15 protein-coding genes are annotated in these 18,314 nt (G+C 70.2%); 9 read left to right on the top strand and 6 right to left on the bottom strand.

The window, feature by feature from the left end; genetic code table 11:
* Nucleotides 1-55: 55 nt before the first annotated feature.
* The 3 genes from FHR33_RS27550 to FHR33_RS27540 all read right to left on the bottom strand — a co-directional run bounded on the left by FHR33_RS27550 (nucleotide 56) and on the right by FHR33_RS27540 (nucleotide 2,516).
* Nucleotides 56-514, bottom strand: a complete 459-nt coding sequence (locus FHR33_RS27550) for a rhodanese-like domain-containing protein (protein ID WP_183653501.1) — start codon at nucleotides 512-514, stop codon at nucleotides 56-58.
* Nucleotides 515-623: 109 nt separating this feature from the next.
* The gene (locus FHR33_RS27545; RefSeq protein ID WP_183653498.1) at nucleotides 624-1,529 is read right to left on the bottom strand and encodes an NADP-dependent oxidoreductase; all 906 of its coding nucleotides are present in this window, start codon (nucleotides 1,527-1,529) and stop codon (nucleotides 624-626) included.
* Between the two features lie 18 nt (nucleotides 1,530-1,547).
* Entirely contained in the window at nucleotides 1,548-2,516 is a 969-nt protein-coding gene (locus FHR33_RS27540) for a GTP-binding protein (RefSeq protein WP_183653495.1), read from the bottom strand.
* A 189-nt stretch (nucleotides 2,517-2,705) separates the two neighbouring features.
* Between FHR33_RS27540 and FHR33_RS27535 the strand changes: the two genes are divergently transcribed.
* The 5 genes from FHR33_RS27535 to FHR33_RS27515 all read left to right on the top strand — a co-directional run bounded on the left by FHR33_RS27535 (nucleotide 2,706) and on the right by FHR33_RS27515 (nucleotide 12,056).
* Nucleotides 2,706-3,938 carry a sensor histidine kinase gene (locus FHR33_RS27535; protein WP_312896017.1) on the top strand — a complete coding sequence of 411 codons (1,233 nt, stop codon included), beginning with the start codon at nucleotides 2,706-2,708 and terminating at the stop codon, nucleotides 3,936-3,938.
* Nucleotides 3,935-4,585 carry a response regulator gene (locus FHR33_RS27530; protein ID WP_183653489.1) on the top strand — a complete coding sequence of 217 codons (651 nt, stop codon included), beginning with the start codon at nucleotides 3,935-3,937 and terminating at the stop codon, nucleotides 4,583-4,585. The genes FHR33_RS27535 and FHR33_RS27530 overlap by 4 nt, the downstream gene beginning before the upstream one ends.
* A gap of 114 nt (nucleotides 4,586-4,699) precedes the next feature.
* Entirely contained in the window at nucleotides 4,700-5,206 is a 507-nt protein-coding gene (locus tag FHR33_RS27525; protein WP_312895744.1) for a hypothetical protein, read from the top strand.
* On the top strand, nucleotides 5,203-7,275 hold the full coding sequence (locus FHR33_RS27520) for an SPFH domain-containing protein (RefSeq protein WP_183653484.1): 2,073 nt from the start codon (nucleotides 5,203-5,205) through the stop codon (nucleotides 7,273-7,275). The genes FHR33_RS27525 and FHR33_RS27520 overlap by 4 nt, the downstream gene beginning before the upstream one ends.
* Nucleotides 7,272-12,056 (top strand): DNA repair ATPase, encoded by a 4,785-nt coding sequence (locus FHR33_RS27515; RefSeq protein ID WP_183653480.1) that lies wholly within the window; start codon nucleotides 7,272-7,274, stop codon nucleotides 12,054-12,056. The genes FHR33_RS27520 and FHR33_RS27515 overlap by 4 nt, the downstream gene beginning before the upstream one ends.
* A 38-nt stretch (nucleotides 12,057-12,094) precedes the next feature.
* Here FHR33_RS27515 and FHR33_RS27510 read toward each other — a convergent pair whose 3' ends face one another.
* The 3 genes from FHR33_RS27510 to FHR33_RS27500 form a co-directional block, all read right to left on the bottom strand.
* Complete coding sequence (locus tag FHR33_RS27510) at nucleotides 12,095-13,708, bottom strand: TlrC/CarA/OleB/SrmB family ABC-F type ribosomal protection protein (protein ID WP_183653477.1); 1,614 nt, start codon at nucleotides 13,706-13,708, stop codon at nucleotides 12,095-12,097.
* Nucleotides 13,709-13,828: 120 nt separating this feature from the next.
* A complete protein-coding gene (locus FHR33_RS27505; RefSeq protein ID WP_312895743.1) occupies nucleotides 13,829-14,272 on the bottom strand; it encodes a MarR family winged helix-turn-helix transcriptional regulator in 444 nt (147 codons plus the stop codon).
* Nucleotides 14,269-15,078, bottom strand: coding sequence for a dihydrodipicolinate synthase family protein (locus tag FHR33_RS27500; protein WP_183653474.1), 810 nt, complete (start codon nucleotides 15,076-15,078; stop codon nucleotides 14,269-14,271). The genes FHR33_RS27505 and FHR33_RS27500 overlap by 4 nt, the downstream gene beginning before the upstream one ends.
* 72 nt (nucleotides 15,079-15,150) lie before the next feature.
* Here FHR33_RS27500 and FHR33_RS27495 point away from each other — a divergent pair, with 72 nt between their 5' ends.
* The 4 genes from FHR33_RS27495 (at nucleotide 15,151) to FHR33_RS27480 (ending at nucleotide 18,311) form a co-directional block, all read left to right on the top strand.
* A complete protein-coding gene (locus FHR33_RS27495) occupies nucleotides 15,151-16,035 on the top strand; it encodes a LysR family transcriptional regulator (protein WP_183653471.1) in 885 nt (294 codons plus the stop codon).
* Nucleotides 16,028-16,990 carry a polyprenyl synthetase family protein gene (locus tag FHR33_RS27490; protein WP_183653468.1) on the top strand — a complete coding sequence of 321 codons (963 nt, stop codon included), beginning with the start codon at nucleotides 16,028-16,030 and terminating at the stop codon, nucleotides 16,988-16,990. Before FHR33_RS27495 ends, FHR33_RS27490 begins: the two co-directional genes overlap by 8 nt.
* 68 nt (nucleotides 16,991-17,058) lie before the next feature.
* Nucleotides 17,059-17,712 (top strand): hypothetical protein, encoded by a 654-nt coding sequence (locus FHR33_RS27485; protein WP_183653465.1) that lies wholly within the window; start codon nucleotides 17,059-17,061, stop codon nucleotides 17,710-17,712.
* Nucleotides 17,712-18,311: a thymidylate synthase family protein gene (locus tag FHR33_RS27480; protein ID WP_183653462.1), complete on the top strand. Its 600-nt coding sequence runs from the start codon at nucleotides 17,712-17,714 to the stop codon at nucleotides 18,309-18,311. The genes FHR33_RS27485 and FHR33_RS27480 overlap by 1 nt, the downstream gene beginning before the upstream one ends.
* The last annotated feature ends 3 nt before the right edge of the window (nucleotides 18,312-18,314 follow it).

Genomic DNA, 18,314 nt, shown 5'->3' with positions numbered 1-18,314 from the left:
GGGTAAAACATGATCGCCCCCGGCCGCCGTGTTACAGCCGGGGGCGCCACATCGGTCAGCAGGCGCAGGCCACGCCCGACACCGGAGCGGTCAGCGGGTCGATGGAGCGCCTGGCCACGCCGCTCGCGGTCTCGACGGGGAAGCCCTCACGCGCCCAGTACTCGAAGCCGCCGATCATCTCCTTGACGCGGTAGCCGAGCCTGGCGAACTCCAGCGCCGCCTTCGTGCCGCCGTTGCATCCGGGGCCCCAGCAGTAGACCACCACCGTGGCCTCGCGCGGCACCAGGCCCTCGGCCGTGGCCGCGATCTCACGGGTGGGCAGGTGGATCGCGCCCTCGACATGCCCCTGGTTCCAGCTCTCCAGGCTGCGCGAGTCGATCACCACGACGCCCTCCGCCTTGTCGGCGAGATCGGCGGCGACGTCGGAGACGTCCGTCTCGAAGGCCAGGCGCGCCGTGAAGTGGGCGAGCGCGGCGGCTTTGTCGGCGGCGGGGACGGCGGTGACTGCGGACATCGGGGGCTTCCTTTCACGGCGGGAAGGTGACGCCCCCATCGTGACCGGTCGAGGCCCGCCCGAGACAGTGGCAGGAAAGCCCCCTATCGATAAGATTCCGCCAGTTCGATCATGACACCAGGATCACCAGCTTGCCCCTGCCGTGCCCGGTCTCGATCTCCCTGTGCGCTTCGGCGGCCTGGTCGAGGGGGTAGGCGCGACGGACGGGAAAGGTGAAGGCGCCCTCCGCGATCAGCGCCGCATATCTGGCGAGCCGCTCCGCGGTGCGCCCCGCCTGGACCAGCTTGACGCCCAGCTCGGCCGCCCTGCCGTGCTCGACCAGCGTGACGATCCGCGCGGGATCCTTCACCAGCTCGAGCGACACCTCGAGCGCGTGCCCTCCCGCGCCGTCGAGCGCCGCGTCCACCTGGCCGAGCGCCCTCACCCTGTCGGCCAGCCCCTCGCCGTAGGCGACGGGGATCGCGCCGAGGGAGCGGAGATAGTCGTGGTTCTCCTCCCTGCCCGTGCCGATCACTCTCGCGCCGCGCCGCCTGGCGATCTGTACCGCGGCCGTGCCCACCGAGCCCGAGGCCCCGTGCACCAGCAGCGTCTCGCCTCCGCGGAGGCCGATGGCGTCCAGCGCCAGTTCGGCGGTCTGCACCCCTGCCGTCAGGCCGCCCGCCACCTCCCACGGCACCCCCGCGGGCTTGCGCGCCACCTGGTCGGCGCCGACCACGATGTACTCGGCGTAGCTGTTGAGAAGGGAGAAGCCGAGCACCTCGTCGCCCTCGGCGAACCCGGTGACGCCCTGGCCCACCTGGTCGACGACGCCGGCGAACTCGTTGCCGGGAACGCGGGGCAGCTCGCCCGTCACACCCTGCGGGACCCATCCCGCGCGCACCGCCGCGTCGTACGGCTGGACGCCCGCCGCCTTCACCCGCACCCGCACCTCGCCGGGACCCGCGTGCGGGGTCTCGATCTCCATCACCTGAAGCACCTCGGGACCACCGGGGGTCGCGAACGCCGCTGCCTTCATCTGGATCATCTCCTCGTGTCAGTCACCCCACTCTGCAACCTCGACCTTGCTTGAGGTCAACTCGGCGAAAGGATCGGGATAGGTCTCCCACACCGCGGCTCCCGCGACCGACTCCTCAGGAGTGAGCAGACAGGAGTCGAGCAGGGCGATGAGCCTGTCGGGGTCGAGGCCGCCGCAGCCGGTGAAGACGAGGTGCTGGACCCTGTCGCCCATGGTCGGGGTCCAGTCGAGCGCCGCGGCGGCTCTGCGGGCCGTACCGACCTGGCCCCACGCGCTGTCGGGCAGCGCGGCCAGCCACGTGCCGGCCTCGGCCACCTCGACCATCCCCGCCACGGCGTCCCACGCCAGCAGCGACGAGTGCCTGCTGGCCAGCCAGAACCTGCCCCTGCTGCGCACGGTCGTCGCGACCAGCTCCTCCACGGCGTCGAAGAGCCGCTGCGGGTGGATCGGGCGCACCCTGCGCCACACGACGGTCTCGAAGTCCTGCGTCTCCAGCGCGCACGGCAACTGGGCCGTCGCAGGGTCGACCCGCGCGGCCAGCGCCTCCACGTCGATCGGGGGGCCCAGCACGTCGGGCAGCCCGATCGGGGTGAGCGGAGCGAGATGGGCGAGCGCGGGCAGGGCGAGCTCGGGATCGTCACCGACCACGACCAGCCCCGTGGCGTACTCGATCTGCCTGGCCAGCACCGCCGCCACGTGCCTGCCGCAGGGCAGGCGGTCGCCCCTGCAGATGTCGAGCGGCATGTGGTCGGCCTCAAGCGCGGTCAGCACGCCGGTCAGCCGCAGCTCGGGCCGCACGGCCAGCGCCTCGGCCACGGGGCGCGGCTCGTCGTCGTCCCCCAGCTCGACGATCAGCAGCGGGGCCGCCACCGGTGGATCACCTGGTCTGATCGTCACGGACCCCGGATGGCGGCGGGCCAGCTCGGCGACGACCTCGGCACGGGCCTGCGCGTGAATCCCTGCGACTATCACCACGGGGACCGACATCAGAGCTCCCTTCCCTCAGGGGCATCATGCTATCGATAATCATTTTCAAAATCCCTCCTGAGAGTGAGCGAAAACCGCTCCCACCGGCGATCCGTGGCTCCTCTCCGATCGCCGACGATGTCTCAGGTCGATCCGCATAACTCCGGACCAGGCTCGGAGCATCCCCAAAGAGGAGGAAGATTGGACGCTGTGTCCGATCTGCCGCAGATTGCCCGACTCAAGGAGCGCTTCCGCGCGCTGCCGCCTCTGCAGGTGGATCTTGCTCTGACCGCGTTCGTCCTGCTCATCCAGCTGTGGCCGTTCGTCGGCGACAACCATGACGGCAAGCCGTGGCACTGGTGGGGATACGTGGTCGTGATCACGGCCGTCCTCCCGCTCGTCTGGCGGCGCAGGGCGCCCGTGACGAGCATGGCGGTCTCCATGCTCGCCCTCTCGCTCTACGACCTGGCCGAGACCGTCCCGGCGCAGCCGATCTGGTACGGCAGCCTCATCAGCATGTACACCGTCGCCGCCTACACGCCCCGCTGGCCCAGGCTGGCGGTCCTGGCGATCACCATCGGCGGCGGGCTGCTGCTGGTCGGCTCGTCGGAGACCGCCGTCCGCGGCACCGTCGGCGCCGTCGCCGCCTACGCGATCGGACGGGCCACCGCGACCTCCCGCGCCTATGCCGCGGCGCTGGAGGAGCGGGCCGTACGGCTGGAGCGAGAGCGCGTGCTGGAGGCCGAACGGGCCGCCGAGCTCGAACGCGCCAGGATCGCCCGCGACATGCACGACATCCTGGCCCACGCGGTCAGCCTGATGGTCGTGCAGGCGGAGGCGGGGCCCGTGGTGGTGAGGAGCGATCCCGGCCGCGCCGAGGCCGCCTTCGACGCCATCGCCGCCGCGGGCCGCGACGCGATGGTCCAGCTGCGCCGGATGCTCGGAGCGTTGAAGGAGGAGGAGGGCCCGCGCGCTCCCCAGCCGACGGTCGCCGACCTTTCCACACTGGCCTCCCAGCTGCCGCTGCCCGTCTCGATCGAGACGCACGGCATCGAGCGGGCGCTGCCGTCCGACGTCGAGGTGGCGGTCTACCGCATCGCGCAGGAGTCGTTCACCAACATCGTCAAGCACTCGGGAGCGTCGAGGGCCGAACTCCTCCTGCGGTGGCAGCCGGACGCGCTGCTGCTCGACATCACCGACGACGGCGAGGGCTCCGGGCTCCGGCTGCCCTCGGGCGGCCACGGCCTCATCGGCATCCGCGAGCGCGCCGCCGCCTGCGGTGGCACCGCGAGCGCGGGCCCCCGCGCCGACGGCCCTGGCTTCCACGTGTCGGTGCGACTCCCTCTCACCCCCGTCGAAGAACCCGTTGCCCCCGCAGGACCAGCGCCCCTCGGATCGTCCGTCGGGTCGACGTCTCCCGACCCTCTCAAGGAGAGCCGATGAGCATCACCGTGGTGGTCGCCGATGACCAGGAGCTGGTCCGCGGCGGATTCAGCATGATCCTCGACGCCCAGCCCGACATCGACGTGGTCGCCGAGGCCGCCGACGGGATCGAGGCGGTCGCCCTGGTGCGCGAGCACCGGCCCGACGTCCTGCTCCTCGACATCCGCATGCCCAGGATGGACGGCATCGAGGCCGCCCGCCTGGTGGGCAAGGAGACCAAGGTCCTCATGCTCACCACCTTCGACCTCGACGACTACGTCTACGACGCGCTGCGGGCGGGGGCGAGCGGGTTCCTGCTGAAGGACGTGCGCAGGGACGACCTCGTCAACGCCGTCCGCGTCGTGGCGGCAGGGGAGTCGCTGCTCGCCCCCACCGTCACGAGCCGCCTGATCGCGGAGTTCACCTCGCGCCCCGCGGCCGCCTCCGTCTCGGCCGAGCGGCTGGCCGCCCTCACCGTCAGGGAGAAGGAGACGCTCGCGCTGATCGCGCGCGGCCTGTCCAACGCGGAGATCGCCGCGGAGCTGGTCGTCAGCGAGCACACGGTGAAGACACACGTCAGCAACGTGCTGACCAAGCTGGGACTGCGTGACAGGGTCCAGGCGGTCATCGTCGCCTACGAGACGGGGCTGGCCGTACCCGGGAGTTAAGCGCTTTTAAAGCGGTTTGCAACCCCTGATTGGATATATTCGCCCCACTACGGGGGCCTTTATCCGAGGGAACTGATGCCCGCTTTTGTCGACGCCGCTCTGACCTTTCCGACCGTGCTCTTCAGTTTCCTGCTCATCGTGGTCGTCGGTTACTGGATCGTGGTCATGTTCATGGGCGGTGACGTCGACCTCGACGGCGTGGAGCTGCCGCTCGGGCTCGGCGGTGTCCCCGCCACGGTGGCCTTCTCGCTGTACGTCGCGCTGGCGTGGTTCGTCAGCCTCGCGGGGACGGAGCTCTCCTTCGGCGGACCGCTCGTGCTCGGCGCGGCGCTCGCGGCCGGGTGGGCGGGCACGAAGCTCCTGATCATCCCCATGCGCAGGCTCTTCCCCGACCGGCGTGAGCCCTCCCGCCACGACTTCGTCGGTCAGCGGTGCGTGGTGCGGACGGGCAGGGCGGACGCCGCCTTCGGCCAGGCCGAGGTCACCGCCCCTGACGGCTCCTCCGCCGTCGTCCAGGTCAGGACGACGGGCGGCGACGTGCTCTCTCGCGGCCAGGCCGCGCTGATCTTCGACTACGACGCAGAGGGCGAGTTCTTCTGGGTCATGGAGGACCACTCATGAGTGTCATCTCGACCGGGTTCGGCATTCTGCTCGCCGTCATCCTGATCGTCGTCATTGGTCTGATCTTCGTCATCAGCCGGCTTTTCAGAAAGGTCGAACAGGGCAAGGCGCTCATCGTCTCCAAGGTGCGCAGGGTCGATGTGACCTTCACCGGGGCCGTGGTGCTGCCCGTGCTGCACAAGGCCGAGGTCATGGACATCTCGGTGAAGACGATCGAGATCGCCCGTACCGGCGGCGAGGGCCTGATCTGCCGCGACAACATCAGGGCCGACATCCGCATCACCTTCTTCGTGCGGGTCAACAAGACCATCGAGGACGTCATCAAGGTGGCGCAGGCCATCGGCACCGAGCGGGCCAGCGACGAGACGACGCTCCAGGCGCTGTTCAACGCGAAGTTCTCCGAGGCGCTCAAGACGGTCGGCAAGCAGCTCGACTTCGTCGACCTCTACACCAAGCGCGACGAGTTCCGCGACCAGATCATCCAGGTCATCGGCACCGACCTCAACGGCTACAGCCTGGAGGACGCGGCGATCGACTACCTGGAGCAGACCCCGATGGCCAAGCTCGACCCGGCCAACATCCTCGACGCCCAGGGCATCCGCAAGATCACCGAGCTGACCGCGACGGAGAACGTGCGGACCAACGAGTTCAGGCGCAGCGAGGAGAAGGAGATCACGCGCCAGAACGTCGACGCCACCGAGGCCATCCTCGAGCTGAAGCGCCGCCAGGCCGACGCCGAGATCAAGCAGAAGCGCGAGATCGAGACGATGAAGGCGCGCGAGGAGGCCGAGATCGCCCGCGTGCAGGCCGAGGAGCGGCTGCGGGCCCAGGGCGCGCACATCAAGACCGACGAGCAGCTCGGCGTGCAGACCGAGAACCGCAACCGCGAGATCGCCGTGGCCGAGAAGAACCGCGAGCGGGTCATCGCCATCGAGAGCGAGCGGATCGAGAAGGACCGCATGCTGGAGGTCATCGCCCGCGAGCGGGAGACCGAGCTCTCGCGCATCGCGAAGGACAAGGAGGTCGAGACGGAGAAGCGCTCGATCGCCGAGGTCGTGCGCGAGCGGATCGCGGTGGAGAAGACGGTCGCCGAGCAGGAAGAGAACATCAAGAAGCTGCGCGCCCTCGAAGAGGCCGAGCGGTTCAGGCAGACCACGATCATCCACGCCGAGGCCGAAGCCCAGGAGGGCCTGGTCAAGGACATCAAGGCCGCCGAGGCCGCGGAGGCCGCAGCCAAGCACAAGGCGCGCGAGGACGTCGTGCTGGCCGAGGCCAGGCAGCAGGCGGCCGAGCTCGACGCCAGGGCCAAGATCCGGCTGGCCGAGGGCCTGCAGGCGGAGGCCGCCGCCAAGGGGCTGGCCGACGTGCAGGTCAGGGAGCGCGGCGCGGACGCCATCGAGCGGGTCGGCCGCGCCGAGGCGATGGCGACAGCCGAGAAGCTCAAGGCCGAGGCCGAGGGCGCCAAGGCGATGGCGCTGGTCGAGGGCGACAGGCTCAAGGCGCAGGCCGAGGGCGAGCAGGCCATGGCCCTGGTCACAGGCGACAGGCTGAAGGCCGAGGCCGAGGGTCTGATCGAGAAGGCCAAGGCGATGGCCGCCATGGACGAGGCGACCAGGACGCACGAGGAGTTCCGCCTGAGGCTCGAGGCGGAGAAGGAGATCAGGCTCAAGCACATCGACGTGCACAGGCAGGTCGCCGAGTCGCAGGCGAGCGTCGTGGCGGCGGGCCTGTCCAAGGCCAACATCGACATCGTCGGCGGCGACACGATGTTCTTCGACAGGGTGGTCGGCTCAATCACGGCGGGCAAGGTCGTGGACGGGTTCGTCGAGCACTCGACTGTCACGCAGACGCTGGCCGAGCCGTACCTGAACGGGACGGCGAGCCTGACCGACGACCTGGCCAAGCTCATCGGCGGCGTCAGCAGCGAGGACGTGAAGAACCTGACGGTGTCGGCGCTGCTGATGCAGCTCATCTCGCACGGCGGGCCCGACACGGCCAAGCTGAACGAGCTGCTGGAAAGCGCGCGCAGGCTCGGGGTCGCCGAGTCGTCGGTGGCGGCGCTGCGGTGACCACGTCTCTCGAGGCCGGGACCTACGAGGTCCTGCGCAGCCGTCTCGGCGCCCAGGCCAAGCAGCTGGCCAGGGCGGCCGAGGCGGTCAACGCCGAACGGCTGAAGGTCTTCGGCGGGGCCGAGCTCCGCCTGATCGGCACCGAGCGGATCCGTACGGAGAACAACTGCGTCCCCCGCGACATCGTCTCGGTCGGCGACCTGATGCTCTTCGGCTACAACGTCTTCATCGGGCTCAAGCCCGAGACCTCCGTGGACGACGTCTTCTCCGTCCACAGGTTCGCCCGCGAAGGCGACGCGTTCAGCTTCGACGCGGGGCAGCTGGACGCGCTGGCCGATCCGGCCTTCCGCAAGGACTTCTCCGAGCTCTACCGCTACTACAAGGAGACCAGGCTCCTCCAGCTCAGGCGCATGGAGGGCAAGCTGCTCGCGGTCTTCCAGACCGGCCCCTCCGACCTGCGCGTGCTCAGGTGGGCCCTCGGCCATGAACTGAAGTACCTGGACAACAGGGGCGAGCGGGATCATGTCTTCCCGCCCTCGCACGACTTCGAGTGGACGCCGACCACCCGCGACGACCACGTGCTCGGCAGGCATCCGCACATCTCGATCCAGGACGAGGTGTTCGTCGAGACGGTCGGCGGCGACCTCACCATCAAGATCGAGAACAACACGGAGTCGGGCGAGGGCATCTACACCGAGCCCGTCACCGAGCCGCTGCAGTCGCTGGCCGACGCCGAGGTCGACCACGCGAGGATCGGCCCCCTCATCCTGCTGCGGGTCAGGCCGTACAAGGAGAGCGAGTGGCGGCACCTGGTCTTCAACACCCGCACCAAGACCGTCACCAGGCTCGACGGCATCGCGCTGGCCTGCCAGCGGCTCCCCGAGGACCAGGGGATCATCTTCCCCGGCGGCTACTACCTGTCCACGGGGGTGTCCAAGACCTTCGACACGCAGGTGGCCGACCTGGAGTTCGAGCGGGTGATCCGCTCCCCCAACGGCGAGGACGTGCTCTACGTCTTCCACGCGCGTGAGGACGGCAGGTCGCTGCTGCTGCCGTACAACGTGATCAGGAAGGAGGTCGCCAACCCGCTGCCCTGTCACGGGTACTCCCTGTTCGACGACGGGACGCTGGTGGTGTTCAGGGCGACCTCCGACGAGCCGACCAGGGTCCATCCGATGCAGGTGTGGCAGACGCCGTACGTCTCCGACACCTACGCCGCCGCCCAGCCCACGGGGACGGGGCCGCTGGAGCGGATCGGCAACGCCGAGCTGGTCAGGGGGATCTCCGACTGCTTGTCGGTCGCGCGCATGGTCGAGGAGATGGCGCCTTCCGAGGCCACCTTCGAGGCGCTGATCGCGGCGTGCACGCGGGCGTTCGACCACTACCACTGGCTCGGCGAGCACGGCCTGAGCACTCCCCTCGGCGACGTCAGGGCCACGGCCGAGCAGGTCCTCGACGAGTACGAGAACGTCGCCCAGCTCACCGCGCAGGCCGCCGGCACGCTGGAGAGCGCCACCTCGCAGACCCTCGCCCTCGTACGGCAGTCGGAGACCCTCACCAGCGCCGACGCCTGGGTGTCCAGGCTGGCGTCGCTGCGCAGGGCGCAGGGCCACCTCGTGACGCTGAGGGAGGTCCGTTACATCGATCTGGCGGGCCTCGACGCGCTCGGCGCGAGGGTGAGCGAGGAGCTGCGCTCCGTCGGCAGAAGGGCGGTCGACTTCCTCCAGGGCGCCGACGCCTTCACCGGCTACCACGCCGCCGTCGCCCAGCTCGAGGCCGACGCCTCTGCCATCGCCACGGTCGCGGAGGCGGCGCCCGTCTCCGAGCGGCTGCTCGCCCAGGCCGAGGGGCTCGAGGTCGTCACCGAGGTGGTGGGCTCGCTCGACATCGCCGACGCCACGGTCCGCACCGCCATCCTCGAGCGCATCGGCGAGGTCCTCGGCGGGGTCAACCGCGCCCGGGCCGTCCTCGAAGGCCGACGCAAGGAGCTGCTCGCCACCGAGGGCAGAGCCGCCTTCGCCGCCGAGTTCGCGCTGCTCGGCCAGGCCGTGACCGGCGCGCTCGCCATGGCCGACACCCCTGGGCGCTGCGACGAGCAGCTCGGCCGTCTCATGCTCCAGCTGGAGACGCTGGAGTCCCGCTTCGGCGAGTTCGACGACTTCGCGCTCCAGCTCACCACCAAGCGGGAGGACGTCTACGAGGCCTTCTCCGCCCGCAAGCAGACCCAGCTCGACGACAGGGCCAGGCGCGCCGACCGCATCTCCGCCTCGGCCGACCGCATCCTGACCAGCGTGACCCGCAGGGTGACCGCTCTGGCGTCGCTGGACGAGGTCAACACCTACTTCGCCACCGACCCCATGATCGCCAAGCTGCGCTCCTCGGCGGACGAGCTGCGAGCGCTCGGCGACGGCGTGCGCGCCGAGGAGCTGGAGGGCCGCATCAAGGCGGCCCAGCAGGAGGCGGGCCGCTCCCTGCGCGACCGCCTCGACCTGTTCTCCGCCGACGGCGAGACGCTCAGGCTCGGCAGGCACCGCTTCGCGGTCAACACCCAGCCCATCGACCTGACCCTCGTGCCGCACGACGGCGCCATGCACTTCTCCATCACCGGCACCGACTACCGCTCCCCCGCTCCTGCCTCCTTCGAGCAGACCAGGCCGTTCTGGTCGCAGCTGCTCGTCTCCGAGACCGCTGACGTCTACCGCGCCGAGCACCTGGCCGCCTCGCTGCTGCCCACGGTGCCGTCGGGAGCCGACCTGCCCTCGCTGGTACGGCTGGCGGCCGAGGAGCGCTACGACGAGGGCTACGAGCGCGGCGTCCACGACCACGACGCGACGGCGATCCTGGAGACCCTGCAACGCCTCCAGGAGGGCGCGGGGCTGCTGCGCTATCCGCCGTCCGCCCGCGCCGCTGCCCAGTTCTTCTGGGCGTTCGGCGTGGAGGATGTTTCACGTAAAACATTGGCGACTCGGGCGGGCTCCCTGGTCAGGGCCCGCGACGCCTTCGGCAGGGTCGAGGCGCTCGACGCCTTCGGGGCCGAGCTCTCGGAGGAGATCTCCCGCTTCCTTCCCGCCGGCGTCTTCGGCACGCCCTCCGAGCTCGCCGCCGAGTACCTCGTCGAGGAGCTGGCGGGCAAGCCTGACGGTTTCGTCACCAGCCAGGCGGCCAGGGGCATCCTCGACAGGTTCCGGCAGACGCTCGGCCCCTCCCGCACCCGCGAGTTCGAGGAGGACCTGGCGGCGCTGGACCTGCCTGACCGCATCCAGCTGGCCCACGCGTGGCTCGGCGCCTTCGACCAATCGGACGAGCTGCCGGAGGCGCTGGCCGTCCAGCTGTGTGACCTGCCGAGGCACGACTCCAGCGCCGCGCTCACGGCCACCGTCGAGGGTCTGCTCGGCACCCACCCGAGGATCACCGACAGGGCCCTCACGCTGCGCCTGGACGAGACTCTCGCCAGGACCAGAGCCTTCAGGGCCGAGCGGGTCCCCGCCTACCGCGCCTACCAGAAGCACCGCGGCGAGCTGGTCGCGCGGGAGCGCGAGAGGCTGCGGCTGGAGGAGTACAAGCCCAAGGTCATGAGCGCCTTCGTGCGCAACCGCCTGCTCGACGAGGTCTACCTGCCGCTCATCGGCGACAACCTCGCCAAGCAGCTCGGCGCGGCGGGCGAGAGCAAGCGGACCGACCAGATGGGCCTGCTGCTGCTCATCTCGCCGCCCGGCTACGGCAAGACGACGCTCATGGAGTACGTGGCCAGCCGTCTCGGCCTGCTCTTCGTCAAGGTCAACGGCCCGGCGCTCGGCCACGAGGTCACCTCGCTCGACCCCGGCGACGCGCCCGACGCCACCGCCAGGCAGGAGGTCGAGAAGATCTCCTTCGCGCTGGAGTCGGGCAACAACACCCTGCTCTATCTCGACGACATCCAGCACACCTCGCCCGAGCTGCTGCAGAAGTTCATCTCGCTCTGCGACGCCCAGCGCCGCATCGAGGGCGTGTGGAACGGCCGCACCCGCACCTACGACCTGCGCGGCAAGCGCTTCGCGGTGTGCATGGCGGGCAACCCGTACACCGAGTCGGGCCAGCGCTTCCGCATCCCCGACATGCTCGCCAACCGCGCGGACGTGTGGAACCTCGGTGACGTGCTCTCCGGCAAGGACGACCTGTTCGCGCTCAGCTACATCGACAACGCGCTCACCTCCAACCCCGTCCTCGCCCCGCTGTCCACGCGCGACAGGGGCGACGTCGAGCTGCTGGTACGCATCGCCAGGGGCGACACCGACGTGCGCACCGACCAGCTCAGCCACCCCTACTCGAAGGTGGAGCTCGAGCAGATCCTCAGCGTCCTGCGCAAGCTGGTCAGGGTGCAGGAGGTGGTGCTGGCCAACAACCAGGCCTACATCGCCTCCGCCGCCCAGTCCGACGACTCGCGCACCGAGCCGCCGTTCCGGCTGCAGGGCTCCTACCGCAACATGAACAAGCTGGCCGAGCGCATCGTCCCCGTGATGAACGACGCCGAGCTCGAGCAGCTCATCGACGACCACTATCTCGGTGAGGCGCAGACCCTCACCACCGGCGCCGAGTCCAACCTGCTCAAGCTGGCCGAGCTGCGCGGCAGGCTCACGCCCGAGCAGGAGGCGCGGTGGGCCGCGGTCAAGACGGCCTACCTCAGGACCAAGGCGCTGGGAGGAGCGGAGGACGACCCGATGACGCGCGCGGTCGGCGCCATCGGGCTGCTGGCCGACCGGGTGGGCGACATCGGCCAGGCCATCCGCCATCCCGCCCGCTGATTCGGGCGGTCACCTCCGCGGAGGTGACCGCCCAGGGGTCAGGCGGCGGCGAAGGCGCCGTCGGCCAGCTCCAGGTGGGTGCCGGTGAACGAGGCGCGGATGCCGCGGTCGTGGGTGACCATGACCAGCGCGCCCGTGTAGCCCGCCAGCGCCTCCTCCAACTGCTCGACGAGCACGGGAGACAGGTGGTTGGTGGGCTCGTCCAGCAGCATGAGGTCGGCCGGGTCGCTGACCAGGCGGGCCAGCTCGATCCGCCTGCGCTGGCCCACCGACAGCTCGCCCACCCTGGCGCCCAGGTCGGCGGGGTGGAAGAGCCCGAGCGCGACGAGAGCGTCGGCGTGCTCGTCCATCGTGCCGGGACGGCCGGTGGCGTAGGCCCTGAGCACGGTGTGCGCCGGGTCGAACACCGGCTCCTCCTGCCGGAGGTAGCCGATCCTGGCCGGACGCCTGATCGTGCCCGAGTCGGGAACGACCTGGCCGGCCAGCACGCGCAGGAACGTGGTCTTGCCCGCGCCGTTCGGCCCGGTGACCAGCAGCCGCTCACCCGGCGCGATGCTGAGCGACGGCACGGCCAGCCGTGATCCGACCCGGACCTCCGCCAGCTCCACCACCGGCCTCGGCCCCTGGGCGCCGGAGACGACGCTCGGCGTGGCCGCGAAGCGGAGCGGCTCGGGCGGCGGCGGCACCGGGTTGGCGTGCAGCCACTCGACTCGCTGCTGCGACTGCCTGATGCGGCTGGCCGCCCCATGCGTGCGCGAGCGCGCCCGCCACGTGCCGGTACCCATGCCGGCCTTGTCCATTTTGCGAGGGATGGCGGCCATGCGTCCCGCGTTCGCCTCGACCAGTCCCGCGTGGCGAGCCAGCTCCTCCTTCCACTCCTCGTACTCCTCGGCCCACGCCGCCCTCTCGGCCGCCTTGGCTGCGAGGTAGCCGGCGTAGCCGTTGCCGTAGCGGCGCACCTTGCCGAGGTCGACCTCGAGGATGGTCGAGGTGATCCGCTCGAGGAACACCCTGTCGTGGGTGATCGTGATGACGGTCCCCCTGTGCCCGCGCAGGTGGTCCTCCAGCCAGGACACGGCGGAGTCGTCGAGGTCGTTGGTCGGCTCGTCGAGCAGCAGCAGCTCGGGCGACGAGGCGAGCGTCGCCGCCAGCGCGAGCCTCGACCGCTCGCCTCCCGACAGGGTGCCGAGCCGCCGCGACCTGGACAGACCCGGCAGGCCGAGCCCGTGCAGCGCGGCGTCGACCCGCGTGTCGGCGGTGTAGCCACCCCTCGCCTCGAAGCGGGCGATCAGCTCGGCGTAGGCGTCGAACCGCGAGGGAGTCAGCGAGGACTCCATCGCGCTCATCTCGGCGGCGAGCTCGCGCAGCTCGGCCAGCGCCAGGTCGATGGCGTCCTGAACGGTCGCGGAGCCCGGCAGCTCAAGGGTCTGCGGCAGGTATCCGATCCCGCCGGGGACCGACACGGTGAGCGAGCCGTTGGACGGCAGCGCCCGCCCCGCCAGCAGGCGCAGCAGTGTCGACTTGCCCGACCCGTTGTCGCCGATCACCCCGACCTTCTCGCCGGGCTTGACGGTGAACGAGACCTGGTCGAGCACGACCTGGTCGGCGTAACGGTGGGAGACATGAGAAAGGGCAGTTTGGGCGGTACGCATGGAAGCGTCCTCCTGGATTCCACTATCGCGAAACGGACATGACAGCGCTCAACGCGTCGCGAGAATCACAGGGAACCCATGCCGGAGAGATTATGGGACGAACCTAAAGATGTCCAGAGATTATTCGAGCCTGGACAGCACCGTGCGGGACACCTGGGCGAGGGTCCGCAGCTCGTCCTCGGTGAGCAGGTCAATGAAGTGCCTGCGTAAGGAGGCCACGTGTCCTGGCGTGGCCTCCTTGATCGTGCTCACTCCCCGGGAGGTGAGCACGATGGCCGCGCCCCTTCCGTCGTGGGCCACCTCCTGCCTGCTCACCAGCCCCCGGCCCTCCATGCGGCCGATGTGGTGGGAGAGCCTGCTCTTCGACCACCGCAGGTGCGCGGCGAGCTCGGTCAGGCGCATTCTCTGCCCCGTGGCCTCGGACAGGTTCGACAGCACGTCGAAGTCGGGCTCGGACAGCCCGGAGTCGCGCATCAGGTCACGCTGAATCTGTAAGTCGAGGAGCAGCCTCATCCGCCGATAGCCGATCCAGGCGGCGTGCTCCGTCTCGTTCAGCCGGTTCACGCGCCCCAATCTAGGGCGCGGGCGACCGACTCCGCGGTGGCGGGCACCAGCGGAAGCCGTACGTCGGGGGTGGGGATCAGGCCCTTCGCGTGCAGGACCCCCTTGAGCACGGTCGGGTTCGGCTCGGCGAACAGCGTCGCCGACATGGCCGCGAGCCGGTGCCCGAGCGCGCGGTCCCACGACGCCGCCATCGACACGAAGGACGAGGTGTGCAGGTGCGCCGAGGCCAGGATGCCGCCTGAGGCGCCGAGCGCGAGCATCGGCGAGAGGTAGACGTCGTCGCCCGTCAGCACGGAGAACCCGGAGGGCGCCTCCCCGAGCAGCGCGACCGCGTCCTGGTCGACGGAGCCCGTGGCGTACTTCACGCCGGCGATCATGGGGTGCTCGCCGAGCCTGCGCAGGACGGCGGCGGTCAGCGGCTGGCCCGTCCTGTACGGGATGTGGTAGATCACCAGCGGCACCTGGCTCCGCTCGGCGAGGTGCTCGAAGTGGGCGATCACGCCCCGCTCGCCCGGCCTGACGAAGGCGGGCACGGTCACCAGCGCGGCGGTGGCCCCCTCCACCAGCTGCAGGTCGCCCACGATCAGCTGCGCGCCGTAGGACCGCGCCGCCTCCCCGCAGATCGCGACCACGGTGCGGCGCTCGGCCGCCGACAGCGCCGACGGCTCCCCCGTCGTCCCCAGTGCCACCAGCCCCGCCGCTCCCTGGTCGAGCACCGAGGCGGCGAGCTTCTCCAGCGCGGCGTAGGCCACGGCACCCGACTCGTCGAAGGGGGTGATCAGCGGCACGTAGATTCCCGAAAGCATGGCTCCCAGCCTGGAGGACGCGCCACCGTCAGCACCAGTTCGCGTTTGTGGCGTCACCCGTAAGCTGGCCTTATGCTCGACCCGCGAAAGCTCAAGCTGCTGCGCGAACTCTCCAGAAGGGGCACGATCGCCGCCGTCGCCGAGGCGCTCACCTTCACCGCCTCCGCCGTCTCCCAGCAGCTCAGCGCCCTCGAACGCGAGGCGGGCCTGCCGCTGCTCGAAAGGACCGGCCGCACGGTCGTCCTCACCCCCGCGGGCCGCCTCCTGGTCGAGCACGCCGAAGCCGTCCTGGCGAGCCTGGAACGAGCCGAGGCCGCGCTGGCCGCCACGCGCACGGGGCCCTCGGGGCCGCTGCGGATCGGCGCGTTCCCGACCGCGGCCCGCGCCCTGTTGCCCGAGGCCCTGACCATCCTCGGGGAGGAGCATCCCGGCCTGGAGCCGATGGTCGCCGAGATCGATCCGGCCGACGTCTCCGCCGCCCTGCGCGCGGGCACGCTGGACGTCGCGCTGGTCCACGAGTACGACTTCGTCCCGCCCGTCGTCGACGACAGCGTCGAGACCAGGCCCCTGCTGACCGAGCCGATGTACCTGACCACCAGGAGCGCCCTGGAGGAGGCCGCGCGAGACCCGTGGATCGTCAGCACCCCCGGCACGCTCTGCCACACCATGACCCTGCGGGCCTGCCAGGCCGCGGGGTTCGAGCCGCGCGTCCGTCACCACATCGACGACTTCGACACCGTCCTGCTGCTGGCCGCCGCCGGCCAGGGCGTGGCGCTGGTGCCGAGGCTCGCCGCCGCCCGCCCGCCCTCCGGCGTGCGGCTGACACAGGTGAAGATCGAGCGCCGCACCCTCATCGCCTTCAGGCGAGGGTACGGCGAGCACCCCGCGCTGAGCCCGTTCACAGCCGCTCTCAGGAAATCCACAGCACGCGCGACGCAGGCTGGAGGACATGGATGAGCTGCTGAACACCCCCGCGATCGCCCATGGCCTGCGCAGGGTCGAGACCAGGATCAGGCGCCTCGCGGGCTCCTCCGCCCTTCCCGGCATCAACACCGGCGCCGACCGGATCATCACCGCCGGAGGCAAGCGCCTGCGGCCCGCCCTGACCCTGGCCACCTCGCTGGCGTTCGGCAGGTCGCCCGACCGCAGGGTGATCACCGCCGCGGCGTGCGTCGAGCTGATCCACGCCGGCTCGCTCGTCCACGACGACCTCATGGACCACGCCACCCAGCGCAGGGGCGCGCGCACGCTCAACGCCGAGCTGGGCGAGGGCAAGGCGCTGGTCATCGGCGACTTCATGCTCGCGAGGGCGGGCCTGGCCGCGATCACCTCGGTCTCCAGGCCGGTCGCCGAGGTGCTGGCCGCGACGGTGGTGGAGCTGGCGGAGGGGCAGTACCTGGAGACCACCGACCTGCACAACCCGCACCGCACCACGGAGAGCGCGCTGCGCTCGATCACCGGCAAGACCGCCGCCCTCTTCCGCGCCTCCTGCCTGGTCGCCGCCATCTGCGCCAGGGCCTCGGCCGAGGAGAGGGCCAGGATGGCCGCGTACGGCGAGCGGTTCGGCCTGATCTTCCAGATCCTCGACGACCTGCTCGACCTGACGGCGCCCGCGCAGGCACTGGGCAAACCGGCGGGCAACGACCTGCGCCAGGGCCTCTACACCCTGCCTCTCCTGACCGCCATGGCCAAGGATCCGTCGATCCTGCACGACGACGTGGAGACCACCCTCGCGGCGCTCAGGCAGACCTCGATCGTGCCCGACACCCTGGAGTACTGCCGCGGCCTGGCCTCCGACGCGCTCGCCGCCCTCCCCGTGATCCACGACAGGGAGATCGCCACGATCATGTACGGCCTGCCCACGGCGTACATCGATCACGTGGAGCTCCAGACATTGACCAGAGCAAGTTGAGATTTGTTGGTACAAAACTCAAGACGGCGACTCATACTGGAATCAGCTGGCATTCCAGGAGCACGCTCATGCGGAAACCCCCGACGCCGCTCGAAGCGACGCAGTTCCTCCAACTGGCCGCCGTTGATTTCAGCGGAATCTACGCGGTCCACCTCGCCGCCAAGGACGAGCGGCTGAAGATGACGAGGCTGGCGATGAGCCTGCTCTCGGCCCCCTTCGCCGCCACCATCGCGCTGGCCAGTACGAAGGTGGTCAACCCGGCCGACCTGACCAGGTGGGACACCGTTCCCTGGTATCTCTACGCCCTGGTCGCCGCCTTCGGCCTGCTGGCCGTGCTGCCGTTCCTGCGCCTGATCGAGGCGGTGAACGCGCACGCCAGGACGGCTCGCGCGCTCAACAACTTCAGGCTGCTCTACGTCACCCGCCTGAAAGACGAGTTCGACTGGTCGCCGAACCTGCCCGTCGATCCACGCTTCCCCGAGACCTACGCCCCGCTGGCGTGGCCGGGGATCAACGTCATGATGCTGTCGATCGTCAACTCCGCCTATCTGACGGTCGGCGTCACAGGGCTGAGCAAGGGCGAGCTCAACGTGCCGCTGCTGCTGATCAGCATCATGCTCGTGGCGCTCGTGCACTACTCGGTCTACTACGTGCGGTGCAATGTCACCAGGCGGCGCCGCCTTCCCCACAACCCCTACAACTTTCCCAACGTGGAGACGTGATGGACGAGCCCACCAGGTGGGCGTCTTGTGGGGAGGCGTGGATATGGCTGATGCGGCACGTGCGGGCGTCGGGCGAGCCCGCCGACGACGACCGCGGCCCGGTGATCGAGGGCCCCGCCGTGCTGTTCGAGATCAGCGACGTGCGCTGGGACGACCCGATACTCAGGGAGTACGGCGACCCCGCCAAGCGCATGCTCTACGCCCGTAAGTTCACCGAGGCCGAGGTCATCCCGCCGTTCAAGTACAGCTACGGGCAGCGCCTGACTCCTCAGATGGAATGGGCGATCAGGCTGCTGCGGGCGCGGCCCTACAGCAAGAGCGCATGGGTGTCGCTGACGCGGCCAGGCGAGCCGTACGACGCGGTGCCCTGCCTGGCGGCGGTGGCGGTCAGGATCAGGGACGGCGCGCTGGCGATGACGGCGACCTTCCGCTCGCAGAACGCCTACACCTGCTACCTGAACTACGTGCCGCTCAGAGAGGTCCAGGCCGGGATCGCGCGGGATCTCGGCCTGGACTGCGGCCCCATGCGGGTGTTCGTGGACGTGCCGCACCTGTACCTGGCCGACCTCACCCAGGTCGAGCGCATCGCGCGGTCGTGAGGC

It is taken from the genome of Nonomuraea dietziae (assembly GCF_014195505.1).
Taxonomy (GTDB): Bacteria; Actinomycetota; Actinomycetes; order Streptosporangiales; family Streptosporangiaceae; genus Nonomuraea; species Nonomuraea roseola.
This window is presented reverse-complemented; position numbering and strand designations above follow the sequence as displayed.

Excerpts from the sequence above, each read along its gene's own strand:
- FHR33_RS27550 (WP_183653501.1), bottom strand. The coding sequence starts at position 514 with ATGTCCGCAGTCACCGCCGTCCCCGCCGCCGACAAAGCCGCCGCGCTC.
- FHR33_RS27545 (WP_183653498.1), bottom strand. The coding sequence starts at position 1,529 with ATGAAGGCAGCGGCGTTCGCGACCCCCGGTGGTCCCGAGGTGCTTCAG.
- FHR33_RS27540 (WP_183653495.1), bottom strand. The coding sequence starts at position 2,516 with ATGTCGGTCCCCGTGGTGATAGTCGCAGGGATTCACGCGCAGGCCCGT.
- FHR33_RS27530 (WP_183653489.1), top strand. The coding sequence starts at position 3,935 with ATGAGCATCACCGTGGTGGTCGCCGATGACCAGGAGCTGGTCCGCGGC.
- FHR33_RS27520 (WP_183653484.1), top strand. The coding sequence starts at position 5,203 with ATGAGTGTCATCTCGACCGGGTTCGGCATTCTGCTCGCCGTCATCCTG.
- FHR33_RS27510 (WP_183653477.1), bottom strand. The coding sequence starts at position 13,708 with ATGCGTACCGCCCAAACTGCCCTTTCTCATGTCTCCCACCGTTACGCC.
- FHR33_RS27500 (WP_183653474.1), bottom strand. The coding sequence starts at position 15,078 with ATGCTTTCGGGAATCTACGTGCCGCTGATCACCCCCTTCGACGAGTCG.
- FHR33_RS27495 (WP_183653471.1), top strand. The coding sequence starts at position 15,151 with ATGCTCGACCCGCGAAAGCTCAAGCTGCTGCGCGAACTCTCCAGAAGG.
- FHR33_RS27490 (WP_183653468.1), top strand. The coding sequence starts at position 16,028 with ATGGATGAGCTGCTGAACACCCCCGCGATCGCCCATGGCCTGCGCAGG.
- FHR33_RS27485 (WP_183653465.1), top strand. The coding sequence starts at position 17,059 with ATGCGGAAACCCCCGACGCCGCTCGAAGCGACGCAGTTCCTCCAACTG.
- FHR33_RS27480 (WP_183653462.1), top strand. The coding sequence starts at position 17,712 with ATGGACGAGCCCACCAGGTGGGCGTCTTGTGGGGAGGCGTGGATATGG.